This is a genomic window from Janthinobacterium sp. 67 (genome assembly GCF_002797895.1).
In the GTDB taxonomy this organism is placed as follows: Bacteria; Pseudomonadota; Gammaproteobacteria; order Burkholderiales; family Burkholderiaceae_D; genus Janthinobacterium.
The window spans coordinates 1,823,237-1,845,883 of the sequence record NZ_PGES01000001.1; the positions used below are offsets into that span (position 1 = coordinate 1,823,237).

A 22,647-nucleotide genomic window follows, 5' to 3' on the forward strand; every position below is an offset into this window, starting at 1 on the left:
CGGCTGACAGGGGGACGTGCTTACTCTTGCAGCAATTGCGCCTTCACGGCGTCGAGGATTTCCGCCGATAACACCTCGTCATCGACGCAGCGCGCCAGCACCATGGCGCCCACCATGGCGGCAAACGTCGAAATGGCCTGCTGACGTCGCGCTTCCGGTGCGCCTTCGGGCATCAAACCTTGCAGCAAGGCGAACTGCTGTTGCGTCGCCTTCGTAAACACGGGACGCGCGCCGGGCGACATGCGCGCCGCATCGACGCCCATGGCAGCCGCCGGGCAGCCGCCGCCGGGGTGGTCGCGGTGCCGGGTGGTCAGGTAGTTGTCGATAATCGCCGGCAGCGCCCGCTGCGGGTCGCTGGCGACTTTTGCCCGCCAGCCATCCAGGGATTTCTCCAGGGCATGCTGGCACGCCTCGATCATCAAGTCTTCCTTGGACGCGAAATGGCCATAGAAGCCGCCATGCGTGAGGCCCGCGTTTTTCATCAGGTCGGCCACGCCGATACCGTCGTAACCCTTTTCGCGGAACAATTTGGCCGCCACCTCCACGATGCGCTCGCGGTTCAGCGCCGCCTGCTCCCTGCTTACTTTCATGCTGCCCTCCTACATTTATGTCAACCATCATATAACTTTACGCCCGTTTGCGCCACTCTGTTAGCAAGCGCACCGTTTGATGCGCATGCCGCGCCGATACTGGACCTTCGTTTACAAGGAGGCCAGCATGAACGAGAACAAGGACCAGTCCGCCGGTAATTTGCAGCGCACCATCCAACATGAGCAGGATCAGCACGACAGGCAGCGCGACGCCGCCAAGCCAGGCAAGGAAAGCAAGCAGCCCGTGCAGACGGGCCGCGACAGCCAGCCTGTCCCGCCCCTGCCCGCCCAGCATCTGGACAAGCCGGGCATCGAAGGACAGATGCAGCTCAGACCCCGCTTCCTGGCGCCCGACTACTGCGGCAGCGGCAAGCTGGCCGGCATGGTGGCCGTCATCACGGGCGGCGATTCGGGCATCGGCCGCGCCGTGGCCGTGCTGTACGCGCGCGAAGGGGCCGATGTCGCCATCATTTACCTGAACGAGCATGAAGACGCCCACGAAACCCGCCGCTACGTGGAAGCGGAAGGCCAGAGCTGCCTGCTGATTCCCGGCGACGTGCGCGACCAGGGCTTTTGCCAGCAAGCCGTCAGCCAGGTGATGGCCAAGTTCAACCATATCGACGTGCTGGTGAACAATGCCGCCTTCCAGGAACACGCGGAGTCCTTGCTTGACCTGAGCGAGGAACGCTTCGACCTCACCATGAAAACCAATGTCTACGGTTACTTTCACATGGCCAAGGCCGTGCTGCCTCATTTGCAGCGCGGTGCGTCCATCATCAACACCGGTTCCGTGACGGGCTTGCAAGGCTCGAAGCATCTGCTCGACTATTCCACCACCAAGGGCGCCATCCATGCATTTACCATGGCGCTGGCCGGCAACTTGCTCGACAAGGGCATCCGCGTCAACGCCATCGCGCCCGGGCCCGTCTGGACGCCGCTCAATCCGGCCGACAAGTCGCCGGAGGAGATCGAGACATTCGGTCAGGACACGGACATGCGCCGCCCGGCCCAGCCGGAAGAGCTGTCGCCCGCCTACGTCTTCCTGGCCTCGCCCGCCTGTTCCAGCTACATCAGCGGGATCGTCCTGCCCGTCACCGGCAGCGTGGGGGAATAGACGATGGCGCGCGCGCTGTGGAAAGGCGCCATCAGCTTCGCCCTCGTGCACATCCCCGTCGAGCTGGTTTCGGCCAGCCTCGACCATGAACTGGACTTGTCCATGCTGGACCGGCGCGACTTCGCCCCCATCGGCTACAAGCGCTACAACAAGCAGACGGGCAAGGAAGTCGAGTGGGACGACATCATCAAGGGCTATGAATACAAGACGGACGAGTACGTGGTGCTGTCCGATGAGGATTTACGGCAAGCCAATGTGAAAGCCACACAAACCATCGACATAGACACCTTTGTCGACGCAGCCGAAGTACCGCTGACCTTTTACGAGCACCCGTACTATCTGCTGCCCGCCAAGGGCGGCGAGAAAGTCTATGCCCTGCTGCGCGAAACCTTGCGCAAGGCCAACAAGGTGGCCATCGCCAGCGTGGTCATGCGCACCAAGCAGCATCTGTGCGCGCTCGTATGCGTGGGCAACGCCATCGTCCTCAACACCCTGCGCTATGCCGATGAAATCCGCCCCACGGATGATTTGGACTTGCCGCCCAACACCATGAGGGCGGCAGGTATTTCCGACAAGGAACTCAAAATGGCCCTGTCGCTGGTCGAAGGCATGAGCGAGCCGTGGGAACCCGCGCAATACCACGACAGCTATCGCGAAGACGTGCTGGCGCTGGTCAAGAAGAAAATCAAGGCCAGGCAGACCAAGACCATCACGCCGCCCGCACCCGCGCCCGAAGAAGAGCAAGACAGCAACGTCATCGACCTGGTCGCCCTGCTGCAGCAAAGCCTGGGCAAGAAAGCGCCCGCCGCGCCGGCCCGCAAGCGCGCGGCCTCATCCAGCACGCGCAAATCGGCGCCCGCCAGGCGCAAGGCGGCCTGAACCACCGACGCGGTGCGGGAGAGTCTTCAATGATATAAATGCATTGACTTTGATCAAGCTTCTCGCTACGTTATGCACAGGCCTGCCAGCCGGCAAGCCCTGTCATGCGTGCGGAAAAAATGGATGCCGAGTTAGATCAGCTTATCCTCAGCGGCGCCCCGGGCGGCGTTGTCATCACGAACGAAGACCATGTCGTCGTGCGCTGGACGGTCGGGGCGCAGCGCATTTTCGGCTATGCCAGCGACGAAGCGCTGGGGCACACATTGTGGGAACTGATTTCTCTGCCGGGACAGGCCGAAGCGGCGCCGCTGATCGAGGAACAGCTGACCTTGCACGGCAGCTACGACCGCGAATCGCTGCGGCGGCGCAAGGATGGCGAACTCATCTACGTCGACGTGGCCTGCCAGACGGCACAGGCCGGGGCGGACGCTCCTCGCTACCTGATTTCCACCATGAAGGACACGACCTTGCTGAAGGCGGCGCGCGACGCCCAGTTCGTCGACGTGCGCTACCGCATGCTGTTCGAGTCGACGCCGGACAGTGTCATCATGGTCAATGCCACGGGCGCCATCGTGCTGGCCAACCAGCAGGCGCAGCGCCTGTTCGGCTACGCGGAAGGCGAATTGAATGGCAGGCAAATCGATAGCCTGCTGCCGCAACGGCTGCGCCATTCGCACGTGGCGCACCGTTCGCGCTATTTCGACCAGCCGCGCACGCGCACCATGGGCGCCGACCTGGAATTGCTGGGCTTGCGCAAGGACAACATCGAGTTCCCTGTGGAAATCAGCCTGTCGCCGATCCAGACGGAGATCGGCACCTTCGTCATCAGCGCCATCCGCGACGTCAGCGACCGCCGCCGTGCCGAGCAGAAGTTCCGCGGCCTGCTCGAATCGGCGCCGGACGCCATCGTCATCGTCAACGGCGATGGCGAGATCGTGCTCGTGAACTCGCAAACGGAACGCCTGTTCGGCTACTCGCGCGCGGAACTGCTCGGGCGCAACGTGGAAGTGCTGATCCCGGCCCGCTATGCACATGATCACCCGCGCCACCGCCAGTCCTTTTCCACGGCGCCGCGCGCCCGCTCCATGGGCGCCGGGCTGGAACTGTACGGCTTGCGCCGCGACGGCACCGAGTTTCCCGTCGAAATCAGCCTGTCGCCGCTGGAAACGGACGAAGGCGTGCTGGTCTCGTCGGCCATCCGCGACATCACGGAGCGCAAGCGCATCGAACGCACGCTCAACGAACAGAAGATCGAACTCGAGCGGGCCAGCCAGGCGAAGGACCGCTTTCTCACCAGCATGTCGCACGAGCTGCGCACGCCGCTGAACGCCATCCTCGGCTTTGCCCAGCTGCTGGCCAACGAATCCTTGCCCGCCACCGTGCCGCAAAAGCGCGCCTTCGTGCAAAACATCGTCACCTCGGGGCGCCACCTGCTCACCCTGATCAATGAAATCCTCGACCTGGCGAAGATCGAATCAGGCAGCCTGAGCCTGTCGATGGAAGCGGTGACGCTGCCCGCGCTGATCGAGGAAGTGCGCGTGATGGTGGAAGAGCAGGCGCAGCAGCGCCAGATCCACCTGGTCTTTCCCGCCTGCGAGCCGCTGACCATCAGGGCCGACCATACGCGCCTCAAGCAAGTGCTGCTGAACCTGCTGTCTAACGCCATCAAGTACAACCGCCCGGCCGGCAAGGTGGAGCTGGAAATCTCGCAGCCCGATGCGCAGCGCGTACGCATCGCCATCCGCGATACGGGCAAGGGACTGGACGAGGCGCAGATGGCCGAACTGTTCCAGCCGTTTAACCGCCTGGGACAGGAGGCGGGCAGCGAGGAAGGCACGGGCATCGGCCTGGTCGTCACCAAGCGCCTGGTCGAACTGATGGGCGGCTGCATGGGCGTGCACAGCTGTCTGGGCGTGGGCAGCGTGTTCTGGATCGAACTGGGCACCACGGCCGCGCCGCCCGCCAGCCGGCTACCGGAAACGGAATACCTGCCCGAGCCCGCCGGCGACGCGGACGACGATGGCGGCGGCCAGGCACTGCTGCTGTACGTGGAAGACAATCCGGCCAGCCTGCGCCTGGTGGAAGACATCGTCAGCTTCCTGCCCCACCTGCGCATGATCTCGGCCACCGACGCGCGCCAGGGCATCGCGCTGGCGCTGGAACGCCATCCCGATGTCATCCTGATGGATATCAACCTCCCCGGCATGAATGGCAACCAGGCGCAGCGCATCCTGCGCAACGATACGCGCACGGCGCACATCCCCGTCATCGCCCTGACGGCCAACGCCATGAAGGGCGATATCCGGCATGGCCTGGCCGCCGGCTTTTTCCGCTACCTGACCAAGCCCGTCGAGATTCCCCAGCTCAACGCCGCCATCGAGGAAGCCCTGCAGCTGGCGCGCGCCACCCTGCAGCTCAGGCCGGAGGAGTAAAGCCCAGCTTTTTCATCGCAGAGTCGAGGCCTTTCGCGCTGCGCGCATAGCCGTCCCACGGCGTATTGCCCACGTCGAGCCGGTCGTGCACATTGGCCACGTTCCACTGGTCGCCCGCCGTCAACTCGTCGAGTTCCTCCCAGGCCAGCGGCACGGAAATGCCCAGCCCGGAACGCGTGCGGGCCGACCATGCGCACACGGTGGTGGCGCCCCGGCCGTTGCGCAAATAATCGATGAAAATCTTGCCGACGCGGTTGGCCGGACCACTCTTGACGACAAAACGCGCCGGGATGTGCTGCGCCATGTGGGCCACGATGGCTTGCGAAAACGCCTTTACCGTGTCCCAGTCATGTTTCGGACGGATCGGCACGACCACGTGCAAGCCCTTGCCACCACTCGTTTTCAGCCAGGCGGGCAAACCCAGCTCCGTCAGGAAGGCGCGCAGCAGCACGGCCGCTTCGCGGATGGCGGGCCAGGCCACGCCCTTGCCCGGGTCCAGGTCGAACACCAGGCGGTTCGGCGTGTCGTAGGCGCTGGCCAGCGCATTTTGCGTATGAAATTCCACCACGTTCCACTGCGCCGCCGACAACAAGCCCTGCAAGCTGGCCACTTCCAGCATGGGCGGATGTTCCGGGTCCAGCCGTGCATCGAGCTGTTTGACACCGGGCATGGTCGACGTATCGGCATGTTTTTGGAAAAACAGCTCGCCACCGACGCCGGCGGGCGCGCGTACGAGCGACACGGGCCGTCCGCGCAGGTGCGCGAGCATCAGCTTGCCCACCAGCGCGTAATAACAGACCAGGTCGATCTTCCTGGCGCCACTGTCCTTGTCGATCACGCGATCAGCATGGCTGACCTTGAAACTGGCCGGCAAGACGCTGTCCGGCATGGGTTTGCTCTCCATCCTCTTCTCCTTCTCGATTCGCCGCGCCCGCTCGCGCACGATGGCGGCCGGCTTTTTATCTTCGCGCAAGCCGTGAAACACGGCGTGGCGCACGGCGCCGCCGCTGGTCCATTGCGCAAAACTCACTTCGGCCACCAGCTGCGGCTGGACCCAGATGGGCCTGCGCACGCCGCCCGCCTTGCCCGCGAACGGACTCGTATCGGCAAGCAGTGCGTCGAGCCGGCGCCGCAAGTCGCGCAGGCTGGCGTCATCGAAGCCGCTGCCCACATTGCCCGCATAATGCAGCTTGCCCTGGGCATCATGCACGCCCAGCAAGAGCGAACCGATGCCCTCGCGCGCGCCCTGCGGCGCCGTATAGCCGCCGATGACGAATTCCTGGCGCAGCCCGCACTTGAGCTTGATCCAGTCGCCCGAACGCCGCGTGACGTAGGGTGAACCGCGCCGCTTGCCGATCACCCCTTCCAGCCCCAGGCGGCAGGCGTGGGCCAGCAGTTGCTGCGGCGCGGCATCGAGCGCGTCGCTGAAGCGCACCAGGGGCGACGCGGGCAAGCTCTGCAGCAGCTCTTGCAGCAGCGCCCTGCGCGCCTCGACGGGTTGGCCGCGCAGATCATGGCCATCGAAGTACGGCACGTCGAACAGGTAATACGCGATCTCGCTGCTTGTTTGCGCGTCGAACGCGCGCTGCAAGGCGCCAAAATCCGGGTGGCCGCTGGCGTCGTTGACGACGATTTCACCGTCGTACCAGCCCGGCGGCAAGCCCAGCTTTTCCAGCGCTTGCCGCAGCTTCGGCAATTTCGCCGTCCAGTCGTTGCCATTGCGCGTCATCAGGGCGACATGTTCGCCATCGCAACGGGCGAGGATGCGGTAGCCGTCGAATTTCACCTCGAAAATCCAGTCTTGCGCGTCCGGCGGCGGCGCATCGACGAGGGTGGCCAGCTGCGGCGACAGGGTAGCGGGCAACTCGGCGGCCGGCGCTGCGGAGCCGTCCGCCCTCTTCTTGCGCTTGGGCAGGGCCTTGTTGCTGACGCTGTCGGGGAACTCGTCGACCACAGAAAATTCCGCTGCCGGCCGCGCATACTCGTCTTTTTCCTTGATCAGCAGCCAGGCCGGCTGCTTTTCGCTGCGTTTGTCTGCCCGGCCTTTCATGCGCACCAGCACCCACTTGCCATGCATCTTGTGGCCATGCAGCGTGAATTTCAGCTCGCCGGCCGCCAGCGCCTTGCGCGCATCGGGCGTGGCGGGCTGCGGCTGCCACGTCCCCTTGTCCCAGATGATGACCTTGCCCGCGCCATACTGTTTTTCGGGGATCGTGCCTTCAAAACTGGCATACGCAATGGGATGGTCTTCCACCTGCACGGCCATGCGCTTGTCGCGCGGATCGTAGCTGGGCCCTTTCGGCACGGCCCAGCTTTTCATCGTGCCGTCCAGTTCCAGCCGGAAGTCATAGTGCAAACGGCTGGCCCAGTGCTTCTGGATGACGAAGGTGAGCGCATCGTTCGCGTCCTCGTCGCCACCCGCAGGCTCGGGCGTAACGGCGAAATTGCGTTTGGACCGGTAGGTTTTCAGGTCGGCTTTCATGGTGAACCCAGGCAATATGGATGACTTCGAGTCTAGGCCGCAGCGGACCCTGGCGCGGTACGCCAGCTAACAGAGCGCCTGCCCCGGCAAATGTAAGTGTTTGTAATTCGCAAAAAACGTGTCAACGGTATTGCCGTACGGCGCGTTTTTGGCTCAGTGACAGGGGATTGATCTCCTGAACTACAACCCCACTTCTCGAGGAACTGCACCATGAAAAAAGTAATCGCTACTCTGATCGCCGGCTTGTTCGCTACCGCAGCCTTTGCTCAAACGCCAGCCGCGCCTGCCAAGGCCGAAGCCAAGCACACCAAGGAAGTGGCAAAAGCGGAAGCCAAGGAAACCAAGGCTGTCGTCAAAGCCGATGCCAAGGAAGCGGCCGTCGTCGCCGATGCGAAAGCCGACGTAGCCAGCGCCAAGGCCGACGCCAAAGTCACCAAGGCAAAAGCCCATCACAAAGCGAAAAAAGCCAAGGCCAAGGCTGACGAAGCCAAAACTGAAGCGACCGCGGCAGCAGCCAAATAATTCGCTCCGCGCGTTTCATGCGCCACGCAAAAAGACAGCTTCGGCTGTCTTTTTGCATTTTCGCGCCGCTTTCTTCAATTAACATCGCTTAAATCAGTCGATTGTAAGAAAGTGTAAACAAGGTCAACCGCAAGCTTCCGGACCGCGTTTTCTGCTCAGTGACACGGGAATCATCCCGGCACCAACAGACATACCAGACAAACCACCACTGAGGACTGCACCATGAAAAAAGCAATTGTTACCCTGATCGCCGGCCTGTTCGCAACTGCAGCCTTCGCCCAAACGCCGGCAGCACCTGCCGCCGCTCCGGCAGCTTCGGTTCCCGCGAAAGTGGAAGCGGCCCACACCAAGGCAGTCGTCAAGGCTGACGCCAAGGAAGCGCAAGCCGTCGTGAAAGCCGATGCCAAAGAAGCGAAAGCCGTCGTCGCCGCGAAAACGGAAGTCGCCAGCGCCAAAGCGGAAGCGGCCACCACCAAAGCCAAGGCACACCACAAAGCCAAGCACACGAAAGCCAAGGCTGATGCAAAACTGGCTTCGGCCACCGCTGAAGCAGCGCCAGCAGCAGCCAAGTAATCCCTCACACAATCGCTTGTCACTCGCCAGGAAAATACAATGAAAAAAGTTATCGCCACCCTCATCGCCGGCCTGTTCGCTACCGCTGCCTTCGCCCAAACTCCTGCCGCTCCGGCAGCATCGGTTCCCGCCAAGGCGGAAGCGGCCCACACGAAAGCCGTGGCCAAGGCTGAAGCCAAGGAAACCAAGGCTGTCGTGAAAGCCGATGCGAAAGAAGCGGTAGTCGCCGCCGACGCGAAAGCCGACGTGGCCAGCGCCAAGGCCGACGCCAAAGCCAGCAAGGCAAAAGCCCATCACAAGGCGACCAAGGCCAAAGTGAAAGCGGATGCGGCCAAAGCGGCAGAAGCGGTTCCAGCAACGCCAGCCAAGTAATCGATCGCATTTCCAGAAAAGACAGCTTCGGCTGTCTTTTTTGCATTGCGGGGCAACACAACTGAAAAGCATCGCCCGCCCTCCGCCGGCATCCACGTAAATCCATGTAAAGACAGGAAAAACGGCGCTTTCCAGTCACAAAGTATTTGCTATTCTGGCCATCGCTCAAATAGAATTGCGAATTATTCTCATTCTCATTCAAATTTCCAGGAGCCGTTTCATGCCAGGTCGCCCCCATTCATCTTCCCGCCCCACGCTGTCGCTGCACCCGCTGGCCCTGGCTATTTCGCTGGCGCTGGGCGCCGGCATGGCGCATGCCGCCGATGGCGCTGCCGCCGACGTGCCGGTGATGCAAACCATTACGGTTACGGGCAGCAGCGACGCCATCGCGTACACGACGCGCAAGAGCGCCTCGGCCAGCAAGTTCGACCTGTCGCTGCGCGATACGCCGCAAGCCGTCTCTGTTGTCACGCGCGCGCAGATGGATGATTTCAAGCTCGATAACGCCAGCAAGGTGCTGGCGCAAACCACGGGCGTGACGGTGGAGGCGGTGGAAACGGACCGCACCTATTACACGGCGCGCGGCTACGACGTCACCAATTTCCAGTTCGACGGCGTGGGCCTTCCTTTCGTCTTCGGCAACGTGATGGGCGACCTCGATACGGCGCTGTTCGAACGCGTCGACATCGTGCGCGGCGCGAACGGCCTGATTTCCTCCACCGGCAATCCATCGGCCACCGTCAACTTCGTGCGCAAGCGCCCTGGCGCCGGCCTGGCCGCTTCCGCCGGCGTCACCCTCGGTTCCTGGAACACGCGCCGCCTCGATGCGGACGTCTCCGCGCCGCTCAGCGCCGATGGCAAGGTGGCCGCGCGCTTCGTCGTCGCGCATGAAGAAGGCGATTCCCACCTGGACCGCTACGCGCCGCGCAAGGATGTCGCCTACGCCATCGTCGAAGCGCAACTCACGCCGGACACCAGCCTGACCGTGGGCCACAGCTACCAGAACAACCTGGCCAAGGGCGGCATGTGGGGCGCCCTGCCCATCGCCTACACGGACGGCACGCCGACCAACTACCCGATTTCCACCTCGACCTCGGCCGACTGGTCGCGCTGGAGCATCCTCAACAACAGCACCTTCGCCGAACTGGCGCACCAGTTCAATGCCGACTGGCGCGTGAGCGCCACCGCCACCTACAACCGCTCCACCTCCGACTCGAAGCTGTTCTACGTCTACGGCACGCCGGACAAGGCCACGGGCGACGGCCTGTTCAGCTATCCGTCGCGCTATGGCTCGACCAACAAGCAGCGCCTGCTCGATGTCGCCGCCACGGGAAAATTCATGCTCGCCGGGCGCCGGCATGACCTCAGCATGGGACTGGCGTGGTCGAAATCCACGCTCGACGACGTGTCCTACTATGGCCGCGGCATCGGCACGGCCCTGCCCGATGGCACGGCGTTCGACGGTTCCTACCCCGAACCGGCCTTTGATGCCTCGACCGACGGCAGCGCCTACAAGGATGAACGCAAGAACGCCTACCTGGCCGCCCGCTTCAACCTGGCCGACAACGCCAAGCTGCTGGCGGGCGTGAACACCGTCAAGGCCGACAGCACGGGCAGCGCATATGGCGTCAGCCAGGCCAAGTCGCAAAGCGACACCACGCCGTACGTCGGGCTGGTGTACGACATCGGCCGCCATGTGTCGGCCTACGGCAGCTACACGGAGATTTTCAACCCGCAAAGCAGCATCGACGGCACGGGCCAGACCCTGGCGGCGGCCACCGGCAAGAGCCTGGAAGCGGGCCTGAAAAGCGAGTGGTTCGACGGCCGCCTGAACCTGTCCGGCGCGCTGTTCAAGACGCGCCAGAAGAACGTGGCGGAAGCGGCCGGCACCACGCCCGACCTCAAGACCTTCTACAAGGGCGTCGATTCGGAATCACAGGGCTTCGAACTCGATGCATCGGGCGAGCTGACGAAGGGCTGGCAGGCGAACGCCGGCTATGCGCAGCTGCGCATCAAGGGCAACGATGGCAAGGATGCGCGCACCTTCATCCCGCGCAAGCAATTCCACCTGGCCACCACCTGCCATGTGCCGGCCATGCCTGCGCTGAAAGTGGGCGCCAGCCTGAACTGGCAGGACGCCATCTACAACCGGATCGACGACACGACCACCCTGCACCAGGGCGCGTATGCGCAGCTGGGCCTGATGGCCAGCTACGCCATCAGCCGCAACGTCAGCCTGGCGCTGAACCTGAACAATGTGACGGACAAGAAGCACCTGACCAGCTTGTACTGGACCCAGTCGCTGTACGCCGCCGGCCGCAATGGCAGCGCCACCCTGAGCTGGAAATATTAGGGAGCCGCCATGCGACTGCGTCCTTCGATGGTCGTCCTGCACCGCTGGTTCGGCCTGGCGGTAGCCCTCTTCCTGTTCGTCTCCGGCCTGACGGGCGCCGTCATCTCGTGGGATCACGAACTCGATGCCTGGCTCAATCCGCAGCTGTTCCACGCCGCCAGCGGCGCGGACGCGGGGCCGACAAAAACAGGCCTGGAACTGGCGCGCCAGCTCGAGGAGCAGGACCCGCGCCTGCGCGTCAACTACACGCTCACGGCGCTCGAACCCGGGCACGCGGCGCTGATCTCGGTGGAAGGCCGGCTGGACCCGGCCACCGGCAAGCCGTTTGAAACGGGCTTCAACCAGGTGGCCGTCGATCCCGCCACGGGCGCCATCCAGGGCACGCGCCAGTGGGGCGTCGTCTCGCTGACGCGCGAAAACCTGCTGCCCTTCCTGTACAAGCTGCATTACACCATGCACATCCCCGATGGCTGGGGCATCGAACTGGGCGTCTGGTTCATGGGCATCGTCGGCATCGTGTGGCTGTTCGATTGCGGCATCGCGCTGTACCTGTCGTTCCCGAACTGGCGCAGCTGGCGCAAATCGCTGGCCTTCCGCTGGCGCGAAGGCGGCCACAAGCTGAACTTCGACCTGCACCGCTCGGGCGGCGTGTGGGTCTGGCTGTTGCTGCTGGTGCTGGCCATCACCTCCGTGTCGATGAATCTGCAAACCCAGGTGATGCGTCCCCTCGTGGCGAAGTTGTCCACCCTCAGCACGAACGCCTTCGACAGCCGCTCGCCGCGGCCGCCCGACCACCCCATCGAACCGTTGCTGACGCGCGAACAGGCGGTGGCGCTGGCCAGGACGGAAGCGGCAAGGCGCGGCTGGGCGCTGCCGGCCGGCGGCGTGTTTTACTCGTCGAGCTACGGCCTGTATGGCGTGGGTTTCTTCGAGGCGGACAATGACCATGGCGACGGGGGCCTGGGCAACGCGTGGCTCTACTTCGATGGCCGCGACGGCAAGCCGGCTGGCGGCGTGGTGCCCGGCACGGGCAGCGCGGGCGATATCTTCCTGCAGGCGCAATTCCCGCTGCATTCCGGCCGCATCCTCGGCCTGCCCGGTCGCATCCTGATTTCCGCCATGGGCCTGGTGGTGGCGATGCTGAGCGCGACTGGACTGGTCATCTGGCTGCGCAAGCGCGGCGCGCGGGTGCGGCAAGCCGGCAAGGCTGCCCATGAAGCACACCAGCTTCATGCGACCTTCAGCAAATAGGCTCGGCAAACCGCCACAAGGCGGCGCAATTGGGCGACACTGGCCATCCGCCCATCGCCACGAAAGCCGTCCATGCGCCATCTGCTGCTGATTACCACCTTGTATCTGCCCTTCGCCGCCGGTGCGCAAGACAACCCCGCCACCCTGGAACAAGTCCTGCAAGCCGAGGACGGCGACAGCCATGGCGACTTGCGCGCCGTCGTCGTGCTGCGCGACGGCGCCATCGTGGCCGAGCGCTATTACAACGGCGAGACGGCCGACACCCTGCACGACATCCGTTCGGCCGGCAAGAGCATCACCGCCTTGCTGGCAGGTGCGGCCGTGGCGCGCGGCCAGCTGGCGACGACAAAAACGGTGGGAGACTACTGGCCCGAAGTCGCCGGCAGCCCGGCGGGCAAGGTGATCCTCGACGACTTGCTGACCATGCGTTCTGGCCTGGCCGCCTTCGATGAGGACGAACAGTCGCCGGGCAATGAAGACAAGCTCGATGCGGCGCCCGACCCTGCCGCCTTCGTGCGCGGCGTGCCCGTCGCCACGGCACCGGGCAGCACGTACCGCTACAACTCGCTGGGAGCGTATATCGCGGGCAGAGTGGCGGAAAGCGCCAGCGGCGCCGACCTGGAAGATATCGCGGCCAAGGCGCTGTTCGCGCCGCTGGGCATCACGCGCTGGAGCTGGGGCCGCGACGTGGCCAACCATCCTAAAGGACAGGGCAATTTGTCGCTGCGCGCACGCGACACGGCAAAAATCGGCCAGATGGTGCTCGACGGCGGCGTAGTTGACGGCAAGAGGGTGATCGATACGAGCTGGCTGCAAGCCGCGCTGGCGCCGCGCGTGGCCATCGGCGCCGTCGACCGCTACGCCGACAGCTACGGCTATTTCTGGTACGCGAAGACGCAGGATATCGGGGGCCACAAGATCACCGTGCATTTCGCCTCGGGCAATGGCGGCAACAAGATCTACGTGATACCGGCGCGCCGCATGGTGGTGAGCATCGCATCCAGCGCGTATGGCAAGGGATATGGACAGCGCCGTTCGGAAGACATCCTGAAGGCCATCCTGAAGGCGGATGCAACGCAGATGTAAGCGTTTGTAATGACCGTCAACGGTAACGATCCGGGGCGCGTTTTATGCTCAGTGACACGGGAAACATCCCGGCACCAACAGACATACCAGACAAACCACCACTGAGGACTGCACCATGAAAAAAGCAATTGTTACCCTGATCGCCGGCCTGTTCGCAACTGCAGCCTTCGCCCAAACCCCGGCAGCACCTGCAGCCGCTCCGGCAGCTTCGGTACCGGCGAAAGTGGAAGCGGCCCACACCAAGGCCGTCGTGAAAGCGGACGCCAAGGAAGCGCAAACGGCCGTGAAAGCCGATGCGAAAGAAGCCAAGGCAGTCGTCGCCGCGAAAACGGAAGTCGCCAGCGCCAAAGCGGAAGCGGCTACCACGAAAGCCAAGGCACACCACAAGGCCAAGAAAACCAAGGCCAAGGCCGACGAAAAGCTGGCATCGGCCACCGCCGAAGCAGCACCGGTAACGGCACCTGCAGCAGCCAAGTAATTCCGACACACTTTACCGACCACACATACCAAGGATTTCATCATGAAAAAAGTTATCGCCACCCTGATCGCCAGCCTGTTCGCCACCGCCGCTTTCGCCCAGGCGCCAGCGGCTCCTGCCGCCACCCCGGCCGCTCCTGCAGTGGCAGCCGCACCGGCAGCCAAGGCCGAAGCCCCGGCAGCCGCCGTCAAGCCGGCGACGCACAAGAAAGCCAAGCATCACAAGGCCAAGAAAGCCGCTCCAGCCGACAAGGCAGCACCGGCGGCGCCAGCAGCTTCCGCACCGGTAGCTTCCGCGCCAGCAGCAACGCCAGCCAAGTAATCGCGGCGGCATAAATGAAAAGACAGGGTGCGCCCTGTCTTTTTTTTCGTCCGCTTATTTGGGCATCAGCACCGTGTCGATGACATTGATCACGCCATTCGACTGGTACACGTCATAGGTGCTGATGTTGGCGCTGTTGCCGCCTTCATCCATCACCACGATGTTGTGCATGCCGTTCATGGCGAACATCAGCTTGCCGCCGCTGGCCGTGGCCAAAGTGGCCTTGCCGTCATGCGTCTTGATTTCGTGGGCCAGCGCCTTGAAGTCGTATTTGCCGGGTACCACGTGATAGGTGAGGATTTTCGTCAGGGTCGCCTTGTTTTCCGGCTTGACCAGGGTATCGACGGTGCCGGCCGGCAGCTTGCCGAAGGCCGCATTCGTCGGCGCGAACACGGTAAATGGCCCCTTGCCTTTCAATGTATCGACCAGGCCGGCGGCCTTGACGGCGGCGACCAGGGTCGTGTGGTCGGCTGAATTGACGGCGTTGTCGACGATGTCCTTGGACGGATACATGCTCTGGCCACCGACCATGGTCGCCATGTCGGCGGCAAACGGGGCGCTGGCGGCCAGCATGGAAGCGAGGAACAGTGCTGCGGGAACGAAGGTGCGCATGATGGTATCTCCTGGATGACTGCGTTTGCGTGATTGCAGGAGTATTTACGCGGTGGGTCGGAGATTGGATTCAATTTATTTTTTTGGTCTGGCCTTGATTGGGGGCGCGGGTGGTGTCGGCTTGCGCGCCATGCGCTAAGCCGACCTGCCGCGCCTCGCGCCACCAACGCCACCCCATAAAAAAACGGCGCCGTGCAAAGCACGACGCCGTTCTTGACAGGCTTGTCGCCGCGGATGGGGAACTAGTTGGCCGCGACCTGCGGCTCCGTCTCGCCCCAGCCGCCGCCCAGGGCGCGGATCAGCGCCACCGTGGTGACGGCGCGGTTGCCGCGCAATTGCACGGCGTTGCGCTCGATGGCCGCCAGGTTGCGCTGCGCGTCGAGCAAGTCCAGGTAGCTGGAACGGCCCGCGTCGTACAGCTTTTGCGCCAGGTCGGCCGAACGGCGCGCCGAGACGACGGCTTCGTCGATCTGCTGCGTCTGGCCCGACAGGATGCGCAGGCCGGCCAGGTTGTCTTCCACTTCGGCGAAGGCCACCAGCACGCTCTGGCGATACGTCGCCACCGACTCTTCCAGCTGCGCTTCGCTGCGGCTCACGGCAGCTTTATTACGTCCACCGTCGATGATCGGCATCGACATCAGGGCGCCCAGCAGCCAGGAACGGCTGCTCCACTTGAAGATGTCAGAGAACGTATCGGAGGCACCGCCGCCGGAAGCGTTCAAGGTCAAGGCCGGGAACATGGCCGATTTCGCCACGCCGATGCGCGCATTCGACGCTTCCATGGTGCGCTGCGCCGACGCGATGTCGGGACGGCGCTCCAGCAGCGAGGACGGCATGCCGGCCGGGATCACGGGCAGGAAACCGCTATCCTGCAGCGGGTTGACGGTCGCCGTGAAGCTGGCGGCCGGTTTGCCCAGCAGGACGGCCAGCGCATGTTCGCTGGTGGCGCGCTGGCGCTGCAGGCCGATGGCTTCGGCGCGCGTCGTCGACAGCTCCGTGCGGGCACGGGACAGGTCGAATTCGCCGATGTCGCCCAGGTCATAGCGGCGCTGGTTCACATGCACGCTTTCCTCGCGCAGGCGCACCGTCTGTTCCAGGGTCGCCAGTTCGGCGTCCGTGGCGCGCAGCTGGAAGTAGGTCTGCGCCACGTCGGCCTGCAAGGACAGCAGCACCGAGCGGTAAGTCGCTTCCACGGCCAGCGCATCGCTGCGCGAGGCGCTGACGTTGGACGCCACGCGGCCGAACAGATCGACTTCATAGCTGGCCGTCAGGTTGGCCTGATAGACATTCGTGGCCGCCACCGGCGCGCCATTCGGCAAGCCGAGCGACACGGCGGAAGCCCGGCTGCGCTGGCCGCCCACGTTCACGCCCACTTGCGGGATGCGGTCCGCTTCGGCGATGCCGGCAATCGCCCTCGCCTGCTTGACGCGGGCGGCGGCGACGGCCAGGTTGGCATTGGCCTGCGTGGCTTCGTTGATCAGGCTCGTCAAAGCCGGATCATTGAAGGCCAGCCACCACTCGCCGCGCGCCTGGCGCTCGGCCGGCACGCCCTGCTTCCAGCGCGTGCCGTCGGCCGCCGTCTGCACGGCAGGCACTTGCGCTTCCTTGAAGGCCACCGGCGTCTCGATCTGCGGCTGCTTGAACTCCGGCGCCGCGCACGCGGCCAGCAATACGGCCGCTGCCATGGCGGTCAGCACGGGCTTGACGCGCCAGATGATTTCCTTGGTTTTCAATATATATCTCCTTCCAGGTCCAGCGCTGGCGCGGCGACAGGCTTGGCGGCAACGGCGGCAGGTTTTTTCTCAAAACGCTGCGCCAGGGTGCGCAGCAGTACGTAGAACACGGGCGTCAGGAACAGGCCGAAGAAGGTCACGCCCAGCATGCCGGCGAACACCGCCACGCCCATGGCATGGCGCATTTCCGAACCGGCGCCGTGCGAGAACACGAGGGGCACCACGCCCATGATGAAGGCGATCGACGTCATCAGGATAGGACGCAGACGCAGACGGCACGCTTCCAGCGCCGCTTGCACCACGGTGCGGCCATGCTCTTCCAGTTCGCGGGCAAATTCCACGATCAGGATCGCATTCTTCGACGCCAGTCCCACCAGCACGAACAGCGCGATCTGGGTAAACACGTTGTTGTCGCCACCGGTCAGCTTCACGCCCAACAGCGCGCACAGGATGGACATCGGCACGATCAGGATCACGGCCAGCGGCAAAGTCCAGCTTTCGTACTGGGCGGCCAGCACGAGGAACACCAGCAGCACGCACAGCGGGAAGACATAGATCATCGTATTGCCGGACAAGATGTCCTGGTAGGTCAGCTCCGTCCATTCATACGAAATCCCCTGCGGCAGCACTTCCTTGGCGATGCGTTCCAGCGCCGCTTGTGCCTGGCCGCTCGATACGCCAGGAGCTGCGCCGCCGTTGAAGTCGGCCGCCGAGTAGGCGTTGTAGCGCTGCACGCGGTCCGGGCCATAGGTATCCTTGACGCGCATCAGCGACGACAGTGGAATCATCTCGCCCTTGTCGCTGCGTACCTTCAGCTGCGCGATATCCTGCGCATGCGAACGGAAGGAAGCATCGGCCTGCACGCGCACCTGGTAGGTGCGGCCAAACTGGTTGAAGTCATTCACGTACAGCGAACCGAGATTGATCTGCAAGGTCTGGTAAATCGTTTGCAGCTGCACGCCCATCTGCTTGGCTTTCACGCGGTCCACGTCGGCAAACAGCTGCGGCACGTTGATCTGGTAGCCCGAGAACACGCCCGCCAGTTCCGGCGTCTGGTAAGCCTTGCCGGCCAGCGCCTGCGTGGCGTTGTACAGCGCGTCGTAACCGAGGTTGCCGCGGTCTTCGATCATCATCTTGAAGCCGCCGATGGTACCGAGGCCGTTGACCGGCGGTGGCGGGAAGACCATGATGAAGGCGTCCTGGATGCCGCCCAGGCGCTTGTTGATCTCGGCCGCGATGGCGCCGCCCGACAGTTCCTTGCTGGTGCGTTCGTCGAACGGTTTCAAGGTGGCGAAGACGATGCCGGAGTTCGGCGCATTGGTGAAGTCGTTGATCGACAGGCCCGGGAAGGCGATGGTCGATTCGACGCCAGGCACCGACTTGATCACGTCCGACATGCGGCGCACGACATCTTCCGTGCGGTCCAGCGAGGCGGCGTCAGGCAATTGGGCAAAACCCACCAGGTACTGCTTGTCCTGCGCTGGCACGAAGCCGGCCGGCACGGCCTTGAAGGTGAAGATGGCGGCAACGACCAGCAGCGCATACACGCCCAGCGAAGCGCTCTTGCGGCCCAATACCCCTTTCACGCCCGCTTCATAACGGTGCGAAGCGCGGCCGAAGAAGCGGTTGAACCAGGCGAAGAAGCGGCCGAAGACCATGTCCATGCCACGCGTCAGCGCGTCTTTCGGCGCATCGTGCGGTTTGAGCAGCGCGGCCGACAGGGCTGGCGCCAAGGTCAACGAGCTGAATGCGGAAATCACGGTCGAAATGGCGATGGTCAGCGCGAACTGGCGGTAGAACTCGCCCGACAAACCAGGCACGAAGGCGATCGGCACGAACACGGCGCACAGCACCAGGGCGATGGCGACGATAGGACCGCTGACCTCTTTCATGGCCTGGATGGTGGCGTCGCGCGGCGACAGGCCTTCCTCGATGTTGCGCTCGACGTTTTCCACCACGACGATGGCGTCATCGACGACGATACCGATGGCCAGCACGAGGCCGAACAGCGACAGGGTGTTGATCGAGAAGCCAAAGCCCAGCATCACGGCAAAGGTGCCGACGATGGAGACGGGTACGGCCAGCAGCGGAATGATCGATGCGCGCCAGGTTTGCAGGAAGATGATCACCACCAGCACCACCAGGGCGATCGCTTCGAGCAAGGTATGGATCACGGCTTCGATGGACGAGCGCACGAACTGCGTGGGGTCGTACTCGATCCGGTATTCCACGCCTTGCGGGAAGTCTTTTTTCAGTTCTTCCATCTTGGCGCGCACGTCGGAAGACAGTTGCAGCGCGTTGGCGTTCGGCGCTTCGAAAATACCCATGCCGACGGCCGGATTATTGTTCAGCAGCGAACGCAGCGAGTAGCTGTTGGCGCCCATTTCCACGCGCGCCACGTCCTTCAGTTGCGTCACGGCGCCGTCGGCATTCGTGCGCACGATGATGGCGCCGAATTCCTCGGGCGTCTGCAGACGGCCCTGGGTGTTGACGGTCAGCTGGAAGTCCGAGTTCTTCGCTGGCGAGGCGCCGATCACGCCGGCGGCCACCTGCACGTTTTGCTCGCGGATCGCGTCGACGACGTCATTGGCCGTCATGCCGCGTGCCGCTACTTTCTGCGGGTCGAGCCAGATGCGCATGGCGTAGTCGCCGGCGCCGAAGATCTGGATGTCGCCCATGCCGGGCAAACGTGCCAGCTGGTCCTTGACGTTCAGCACCGCGTAATTACGCAGGTACATATCGTCATAGCGCTTGTTCGGCGAAACCAGATGCACCACCATGGTCAGGTTGGGCGACGACTTGACGGTCGTCACGCCGATCTGGCGCACTTCCTCTGGCAGGCGCGGCAAGGCGCGCTGCACGCGGTTCTGCACCTGCGTTTCAGCCTGCTCGACGTTGGTGCCGATCTTGAAGGTCACGGTCAGCATCATCGCGCCATCGGACGTGTTTTGCGAGGACATGTAGAGCATGTTCTCGACGCCGTTGATCTGCTCTTCGAGCGGCGCGGCCACGGTTTCGGCGATCACTTTCGGGTTGGCGCCCGGGTATTGCGCGCGCACCACCACGGATGGCGGCACGACGTCGGGATATTCGGAGATGGGCAGGCCGAAAATCGACAGCAGCCCGGCCACGAATATGACGATCGACAGCACCGCCGCGAAAATCGGCTTGTCGATGAAAAAGCGGGAAAAGTTCATGTTTATTCCTTGGAAGTCGATGCTGCTTTCGCGGCGATCTTGGCATCTTTTGCTTCAGGTTTTGCAGGAGCGACAGGCGCGGTCGGATCGAAATCCATGGCCACGATCTGCGGCGTCACGGGGGCGCCGGGGCGCACGCGCTGCAAGCCGTTGACGACGATTTTCTCGCCCGCCTTCAAGCCTTCGCGCACCACGCGCAAGCCGTCCGAGGTCGGGCCCAGCTTGACGGCGCGGTATTCGGCCTTGTTATCCGAACCCACCACGTAGACGTATTTGCGGCTTTGATCCGTGCCGACGGCGCGGTCACTGATCAACAGGGCCGTGCTTTGCGCCTGCGGGCCGTTGCCGCCGTCGAGCTGGATGCGCGCGAACAGGCCGGGCACCAGCTGGCGCTCGGCGTTGGCAAAGGTGGCGCGCATGCGCACGCTGCCCGTGGCCGGGTCGAGCTGGTTGTCGACGAATTCCAGCTTGCCTTCGTGCGGGAAGCCCGTTTCGTTGGCCAGGCCTACCTTGACGGTGACGGGCGTGCCCTTTTGCGCCGTGCCGGCCACGCGCAGATACGTATCTTCATCGCCGTCGAAGCTGGCGTAGATACGGTCCGTCGACACCACCGAGGTGAGGATGGCGGAAGCGTCGATCAGGTTGCCGACGGTGATTTCCGCCTTGCTGACGCGGCCGCTGATCGGCGCCTGCACCTGCGTGTACGACAGGTTCAGTTTCGCCGCTTCATACGCGGCTTGCGCCGAGCGGACATTCGCGTCCAGCTCTTTCAGGCCCGAAGCCTTTTCATCGAATTCGCGCTGGGCGATGGCTTTTTCGGCCAGCAGCTTTTCAGCGCGCGACAGTTCCAGCTTGGCCAGTTCCGCCTTGGCGCGGGCCGAGGCTGCCGTGCCTTCGGCGCGCGACACTTCGGCCTGGAACGGGCGCGGATCGATGATGAACAGCACGTCGCCCTTTTTCACTTCGCTGCCCGGCTTGAAATTGACGGCCGTGATGAAGCCGCCGACGCGCGAGCGGATTTCCACGCGCTCGATCGCTTCCAGGCGGCCCGAGAATTCCTGCGTTTCCGTGATCTGTTTTTCAACGACGGCGGCGGCCGAGACGGGCGGGCCGCCGGCCGCTGGCGCGTCGGGCACCTTGCTATTGGCCGAATCGCAGCCGGCCAGGCTCACGGCCACCAGTCCTGCCAGCGCGAGCGAGGCAGCCAGGGGCTTGAGCAGAGTGGAAAATTGTTGAACGTTTTTCATTTTATTTCCCTGTTTTATGAAAATTTCTAATGATATGGGCGGCAGGAAGCAACCCAACTGAAAAAGTGAATGGTGGTGCCATGGCGCCCGACGGCGCTCGATCAAAGATAAACAGGCCGCCAGCCTGGTAAAAGCGGACGGGGACGACGAAGCTGGCTGTGCGAACGCACAACTCAGGCAAGATGGGAACTACACTGCATAGTGTAGCAACCGAAACTCAAAAAGTAAACTGATTAGTGTAAGTTTTTTTGCGGTACTGCGGATGGCGGCGTCATGACTCGGGCTCCTGCCCCAGTCCAGCGACAAAGCTGGCGATTTCACTCAATACCTGCACCTTGCAGGCACACTCATTGCGGGCGCCAGCATCTTGCAGCGGCGCGGCGGCCATGCGCCGCACGGTGGTCTTGATGCCGCAGGCGATCAATTTGCTGCCGTATTGTTCAGCCTCGTCGCGCAATGGGTCGTCTTCGCTGGACAGGATGAGCGCCGGCGGCAGGTTCTTCAATCGGCTCGACTGCAATGGCGACGCGTACGGATGAGTACGATCAGCGGCATTCGGCAGGTAGCCACGGTAGGCGGCGGCGCATTGGTCGGCCACTTCCGCCAGGTCCGGGCAGGTCGGCAAGTTGCGCATCGAGCAGGTCGACAGGCCGGGGTCGAGCATGGGCATGATCAGCACCTGGCCCGCGAGGGGCGGTCCGCCCCGGTCGCGCGACATCATGGCGCACACGGCGGCCAGATTGGCGCCCGCTTCGATGCCCGACACCAGCATCTGCTTGCCCGTCCAGCCCAGCTTGGACTTGTTCTTTTTTGCCCACAGCAGCACGGCATGCGCGTCTTCCACGGCGGCGGGGAATGGCCGCACCTTCGCCAGGGTGTAGTTTGCCGCCAGCACCACGTGGTCGGGGTTGCTCAGCACGAGGCAGCGCAGGAAGTCGTCCGCGTCGTCGAGGTCGCCGTCAACGAAACCGCCGCCATGGAAGAAGACGATCAGGCTGGCCTGCTTGGCGCCCGGCACACCGGCCGTGTAGACGCGCGCGCCGAGCGCATCCTGCGCGCCCTGCACCTGGATGTCGCGTATCTTCAGCGCCTGGCCAGGTGCCAGTTCGGCCACGGTGCCGGCAACGCTCATTGCGCCACCACCGGCTGCACCGCAGCATCGAGTACCGTGTCGTTCAGGCACAACAGGGCGATGCCGCCCACTTCATGGGTCAGGGCGCTATAAGCACTGGCTTCGCTTTGCGCCGCCAGTGAATACGCATCCGTCGATACCATCGCGGCCAGAGCGAGCGAGCTCATAGCGAGAGCGAGCACTGCAAAGATTCCATTCCGATGACCCATGATATTTCTCCTGTGAACTTCCTGCGGCAATCACATTTATGCTGCAGTACAACAACTATAGACT

The 22,647-nt window shown here is 63.6% G+C and carries 19 protein-coding genes; 11 read left to right on the forward strand and 8 right to left on the reverse strand.

Annotated features, from left to right (window positions below; all coding sequences use genetic code 11):
* Positions 1 to 20 precede the first annotated feature (20 nt).
* Positions 21 to 590 carry a TetR/AcrR family transcriptional regulator gene (locus tag CLU90_RS08150; RefSeq protein WP_092714468.1) on the reverse strand — a complete coding sequence of 190 codons (570 nt, stop codon included), beginning with the start codon at positions 588 to 590 and terminating at the stop codon, positions 21 to 23.
* A gap of 127 nt (positions 591 to 717) precedes the next feature.
* Between CLU90_RS08150 and CLU90_RS08155 the strand changes: the two genes are divergently transcribed.
* The 3 genes from CLU90_RS08155 (at position 718) to CLU90_RS08165 (ending at position 5,015) form a co-directional block, all read left to right on the forward strand.
* Positions 718 to 1,704 (forward strand): SDR family oxidoreductase, encoded by a 987-nt coding sequence (locus CLU90_RS08155; RefSeq protein WP_092714730.1) that lies wholly within the window; start codon positions 718 to 720, stop codon positions 1,702 to 1,704.
* A 3-nt stretch (positions 1,705 to 1,707) separates the two neighbouring features.
* Positions 1,708 to 2,583: a non-homologous end joining protein Ku gene (gene ku, locus CLU90_RS08160; protein ID WP_092714466.1), complete on the forward strand. Its 876-nt coding sequence runs from the start codon at positions 1,708 to 1,710 to the stop codon at positions 2,581 to 2,583.
* Positions 2,584 to 2,687: 104 nt separating this feature from the next.
* Positions 2,688 to 5,015, forward strand: coding sequence for a PAS domain S-box protein (locus CLU90_RS08165; protein WP_157808777.1), 2,328 nt, complete (start codon positions 2,688 to 2,690; stop codon positions 5,013 to 5,015).
* On the opposite strand, the gene ligD is transcribed toward CLU90_RS08165, so the two are convergent.
* Positions 4,999 to 7,497 carry a DNA ligase D gene (ligD, locus tag CLU90_RS08170; protein ID WP_100427651.1) on the reverse strand — a complete coding sequence of 833 codons (2,499 nt, stop codon included), beginning with the start codon at positions 7,495 to 7,497 and terminating at the stop codon, positions 4,999 to 5,001. The two genes, CLU90_RS08165 and ligD, sit on opposite strands and share 17 nt — an antisense overlap.
* Before the next feature lie 210 nt (positions 7,498 to 7,707).
* On the opposite strand from ligD, the gene CLU90_RS08175 reads away from it, so the two are divergent.
* The 8 genes from CLU90_RS08175 to CLU90_RS08210 all read left to right on the forward strand — a co-directional run bounded on the left by CLU90_RS08175 (position 7,708) and on the right by CLU90_RS08210 (position 14,453).
* Complete coding sequence (locus tag CLU90_RS08175; protein WP_092714459.1) at positions 7,708 to 8,019, forward strand: hypothetical protein; 312 nt, start codon at positions 7,708 to 7,710, stop codon at positions 8,017 to 8,019.
* A gap of 222 nt (positions 8,020 to 8,241) precedes the next feature.
* Positions 8,242 to 8,592: a hypothetical protein gene (locus CLU90_RS08180; RefSeq protein ID WP_100427652.1), complete on the forward strand. Its 351-nt coding sequence runs from the start codon at positions 8,242 to 8,244 to the stop codon at positions 8,590 to 8,592.
* 39 nt (positions 8,593 to 8,631) lie between these two features.
* Positions 8,632 to 8,964, forward strand: a complete 333-nt coding sequence (locus CLU90_RS08185; RefSeq protein ID WP_092714455.1) for a hypothetical protein — start codon at positions 8,632 to 8,634, stop codon at positions 8,962 to 8,964.
* Between the two features lie 220 nt (positions 8,965 to 9,184).
* On the forward strand, positions 9,185 to 11,317 hold the full coding sequence (locus CLU90_RS08190; RefSeq protein ID WP_100427653.1) for a TonB-dependent siderophore receptor: 2,133 nt from the start codon (positions 9,185 to 9,187) through the stop codon (positions 11,315 to 11,317).
* Between the two features lie 15 nt (positions 11,318 to 11,332).
* Entirely contained in the window at positions 11,333 to 12,568 is a 1,236-nt protein-coding gene (locus CLU90_RS08195) for a PepSY-associated TM helix domain-containing protein (RefSeq protein ID WP_198511303.1), read from the forward strand.
* Between the two features lie 72 nt (positions 12,569 to 12,640).
* Positions 12,641 to 13,654, forward strand: coding sequence for a serine hydrolase domain-containing protein (locus CLU90_RS08200; protein WP_100427655.1), 1,014 nt, complete (start codon positions 12,641 to 12,643; stop codon positions 13,652 to 13,654).
* A 115-nt stretch (positions 13,655 to 13,769) separates the two neighbouring features.
* The gene (locus CLU90_RS08205) at positions 13,770 to 14,132 is read left to right on the forward strand and encodes a hypothetical protein (RefSeq protein WP_100427656.1); all 363 of its coding nucleotides are present in this window, start codon (positions 13,770 to 13,772) and stop codon (positions 14,130 to 14,132) included.
* A gap of 42 nt (positions 14,133 to 14,174) precedes the next feature.
* On the forward strand, positions 14,175 to 14,453 hold the full coding sequence (locus CLU90_RS08210; protein WP_092714447.1) for a hypothetical protein: 279 nt from the start codon (positions 14,175 to 14,177) through the stop codon (positions 14,451 to 14,453).
* 54 nt (positions 14,454 to 14,507) lie between these two features.
* Here the strand turns inward: CLU90_RS08210 and CLU90_RS08215 are convergent, their stop codons facing one another.
* The 6 genes from CLU90_RS08215 to CLU90_RS29195 all read right to left on the reverse strand — a co-directional run bounded on the left by CLU90_RS08215 (position 14,508) and on the right by CLU90_RS29195 (position 22,541).
* Complete coding sequence (locus CLU90_RS08215) at positions 14,508 to 15,065, reverse strand: fasciclin domain-containing protein (protein WP_198511173.1); 558 nt, start codon at positions 15,063 to 15,065, stop codon at positions 14,508 to 14,510.
* Positions 15,066 to 15,307: 242 nt separating this feature from the next.
* On the reverse strand, positions 15,308 to 16,750 hold the full coding sequence (locus tag CLU90_RS08220) for an efflux transporter outer membrane subunit (RefSeq protein ID WP_100429403.1): 1,443 nt from the start codon (positions 16,748 to 16,750) through the stop codon (positions 15,308 to 15,310).
* Between the two features lie 44 nt (positions 16,751 to 16,794).
* On the reverse strand, positions 16,795 to 19,995 hold the full coding sequence (locus CLU90_RS08225) for an efflux RND transporter permease subunit (protein WP_100427657.1): 3,201 nt from the start codon (positions 19,993 to 19,995) through the stop codon (positions 16,795 to 16,797).
* Positions 19,996 to 19,997: 2 nt separating this feature from the next.
* Positions 19,998 to 21,242, reverse strand: coding sequence for an efflux RND transporter periplasmic adaptor subunit (locus tag CLU90_RS08230; RefSeq protein WP_100427658.1), 1,245 nt, complete (start codon positions 21,240 to 21,242; stop codon positions 19,998 to 20,000).
* 271 nt (positions 21,243 to 21,513) lie between these two features.
* On the reverse strand, positions 21,514 to 22,374 hold the full coding sequence (locus CLU90_RS08235) for an alpha/beta hydrolase (RefSeq protein ID WP_092714441.1): 861 nt from the start codon (positions 22,372 to 22,374) through the stop codon (positions 21,514 to 21,516).
* Positions 22,371 to 22,541, reverse strand: a complete 171-nt coding sequence (locus CLU90_RS29195) for a hypothetical protein (protein ID WP_157808778.1) — start codon at positions 22,539 to 22,541, stop codon at positions 22,371 to 22,373. Before CLU90_RS29195 ends, CLU90_RS08235 begins: the two co-directional genes overlap by 4 nt.
* Between the last annotated feature and the right edge of the window lie 106 nt (positions 22,542 to 22,647).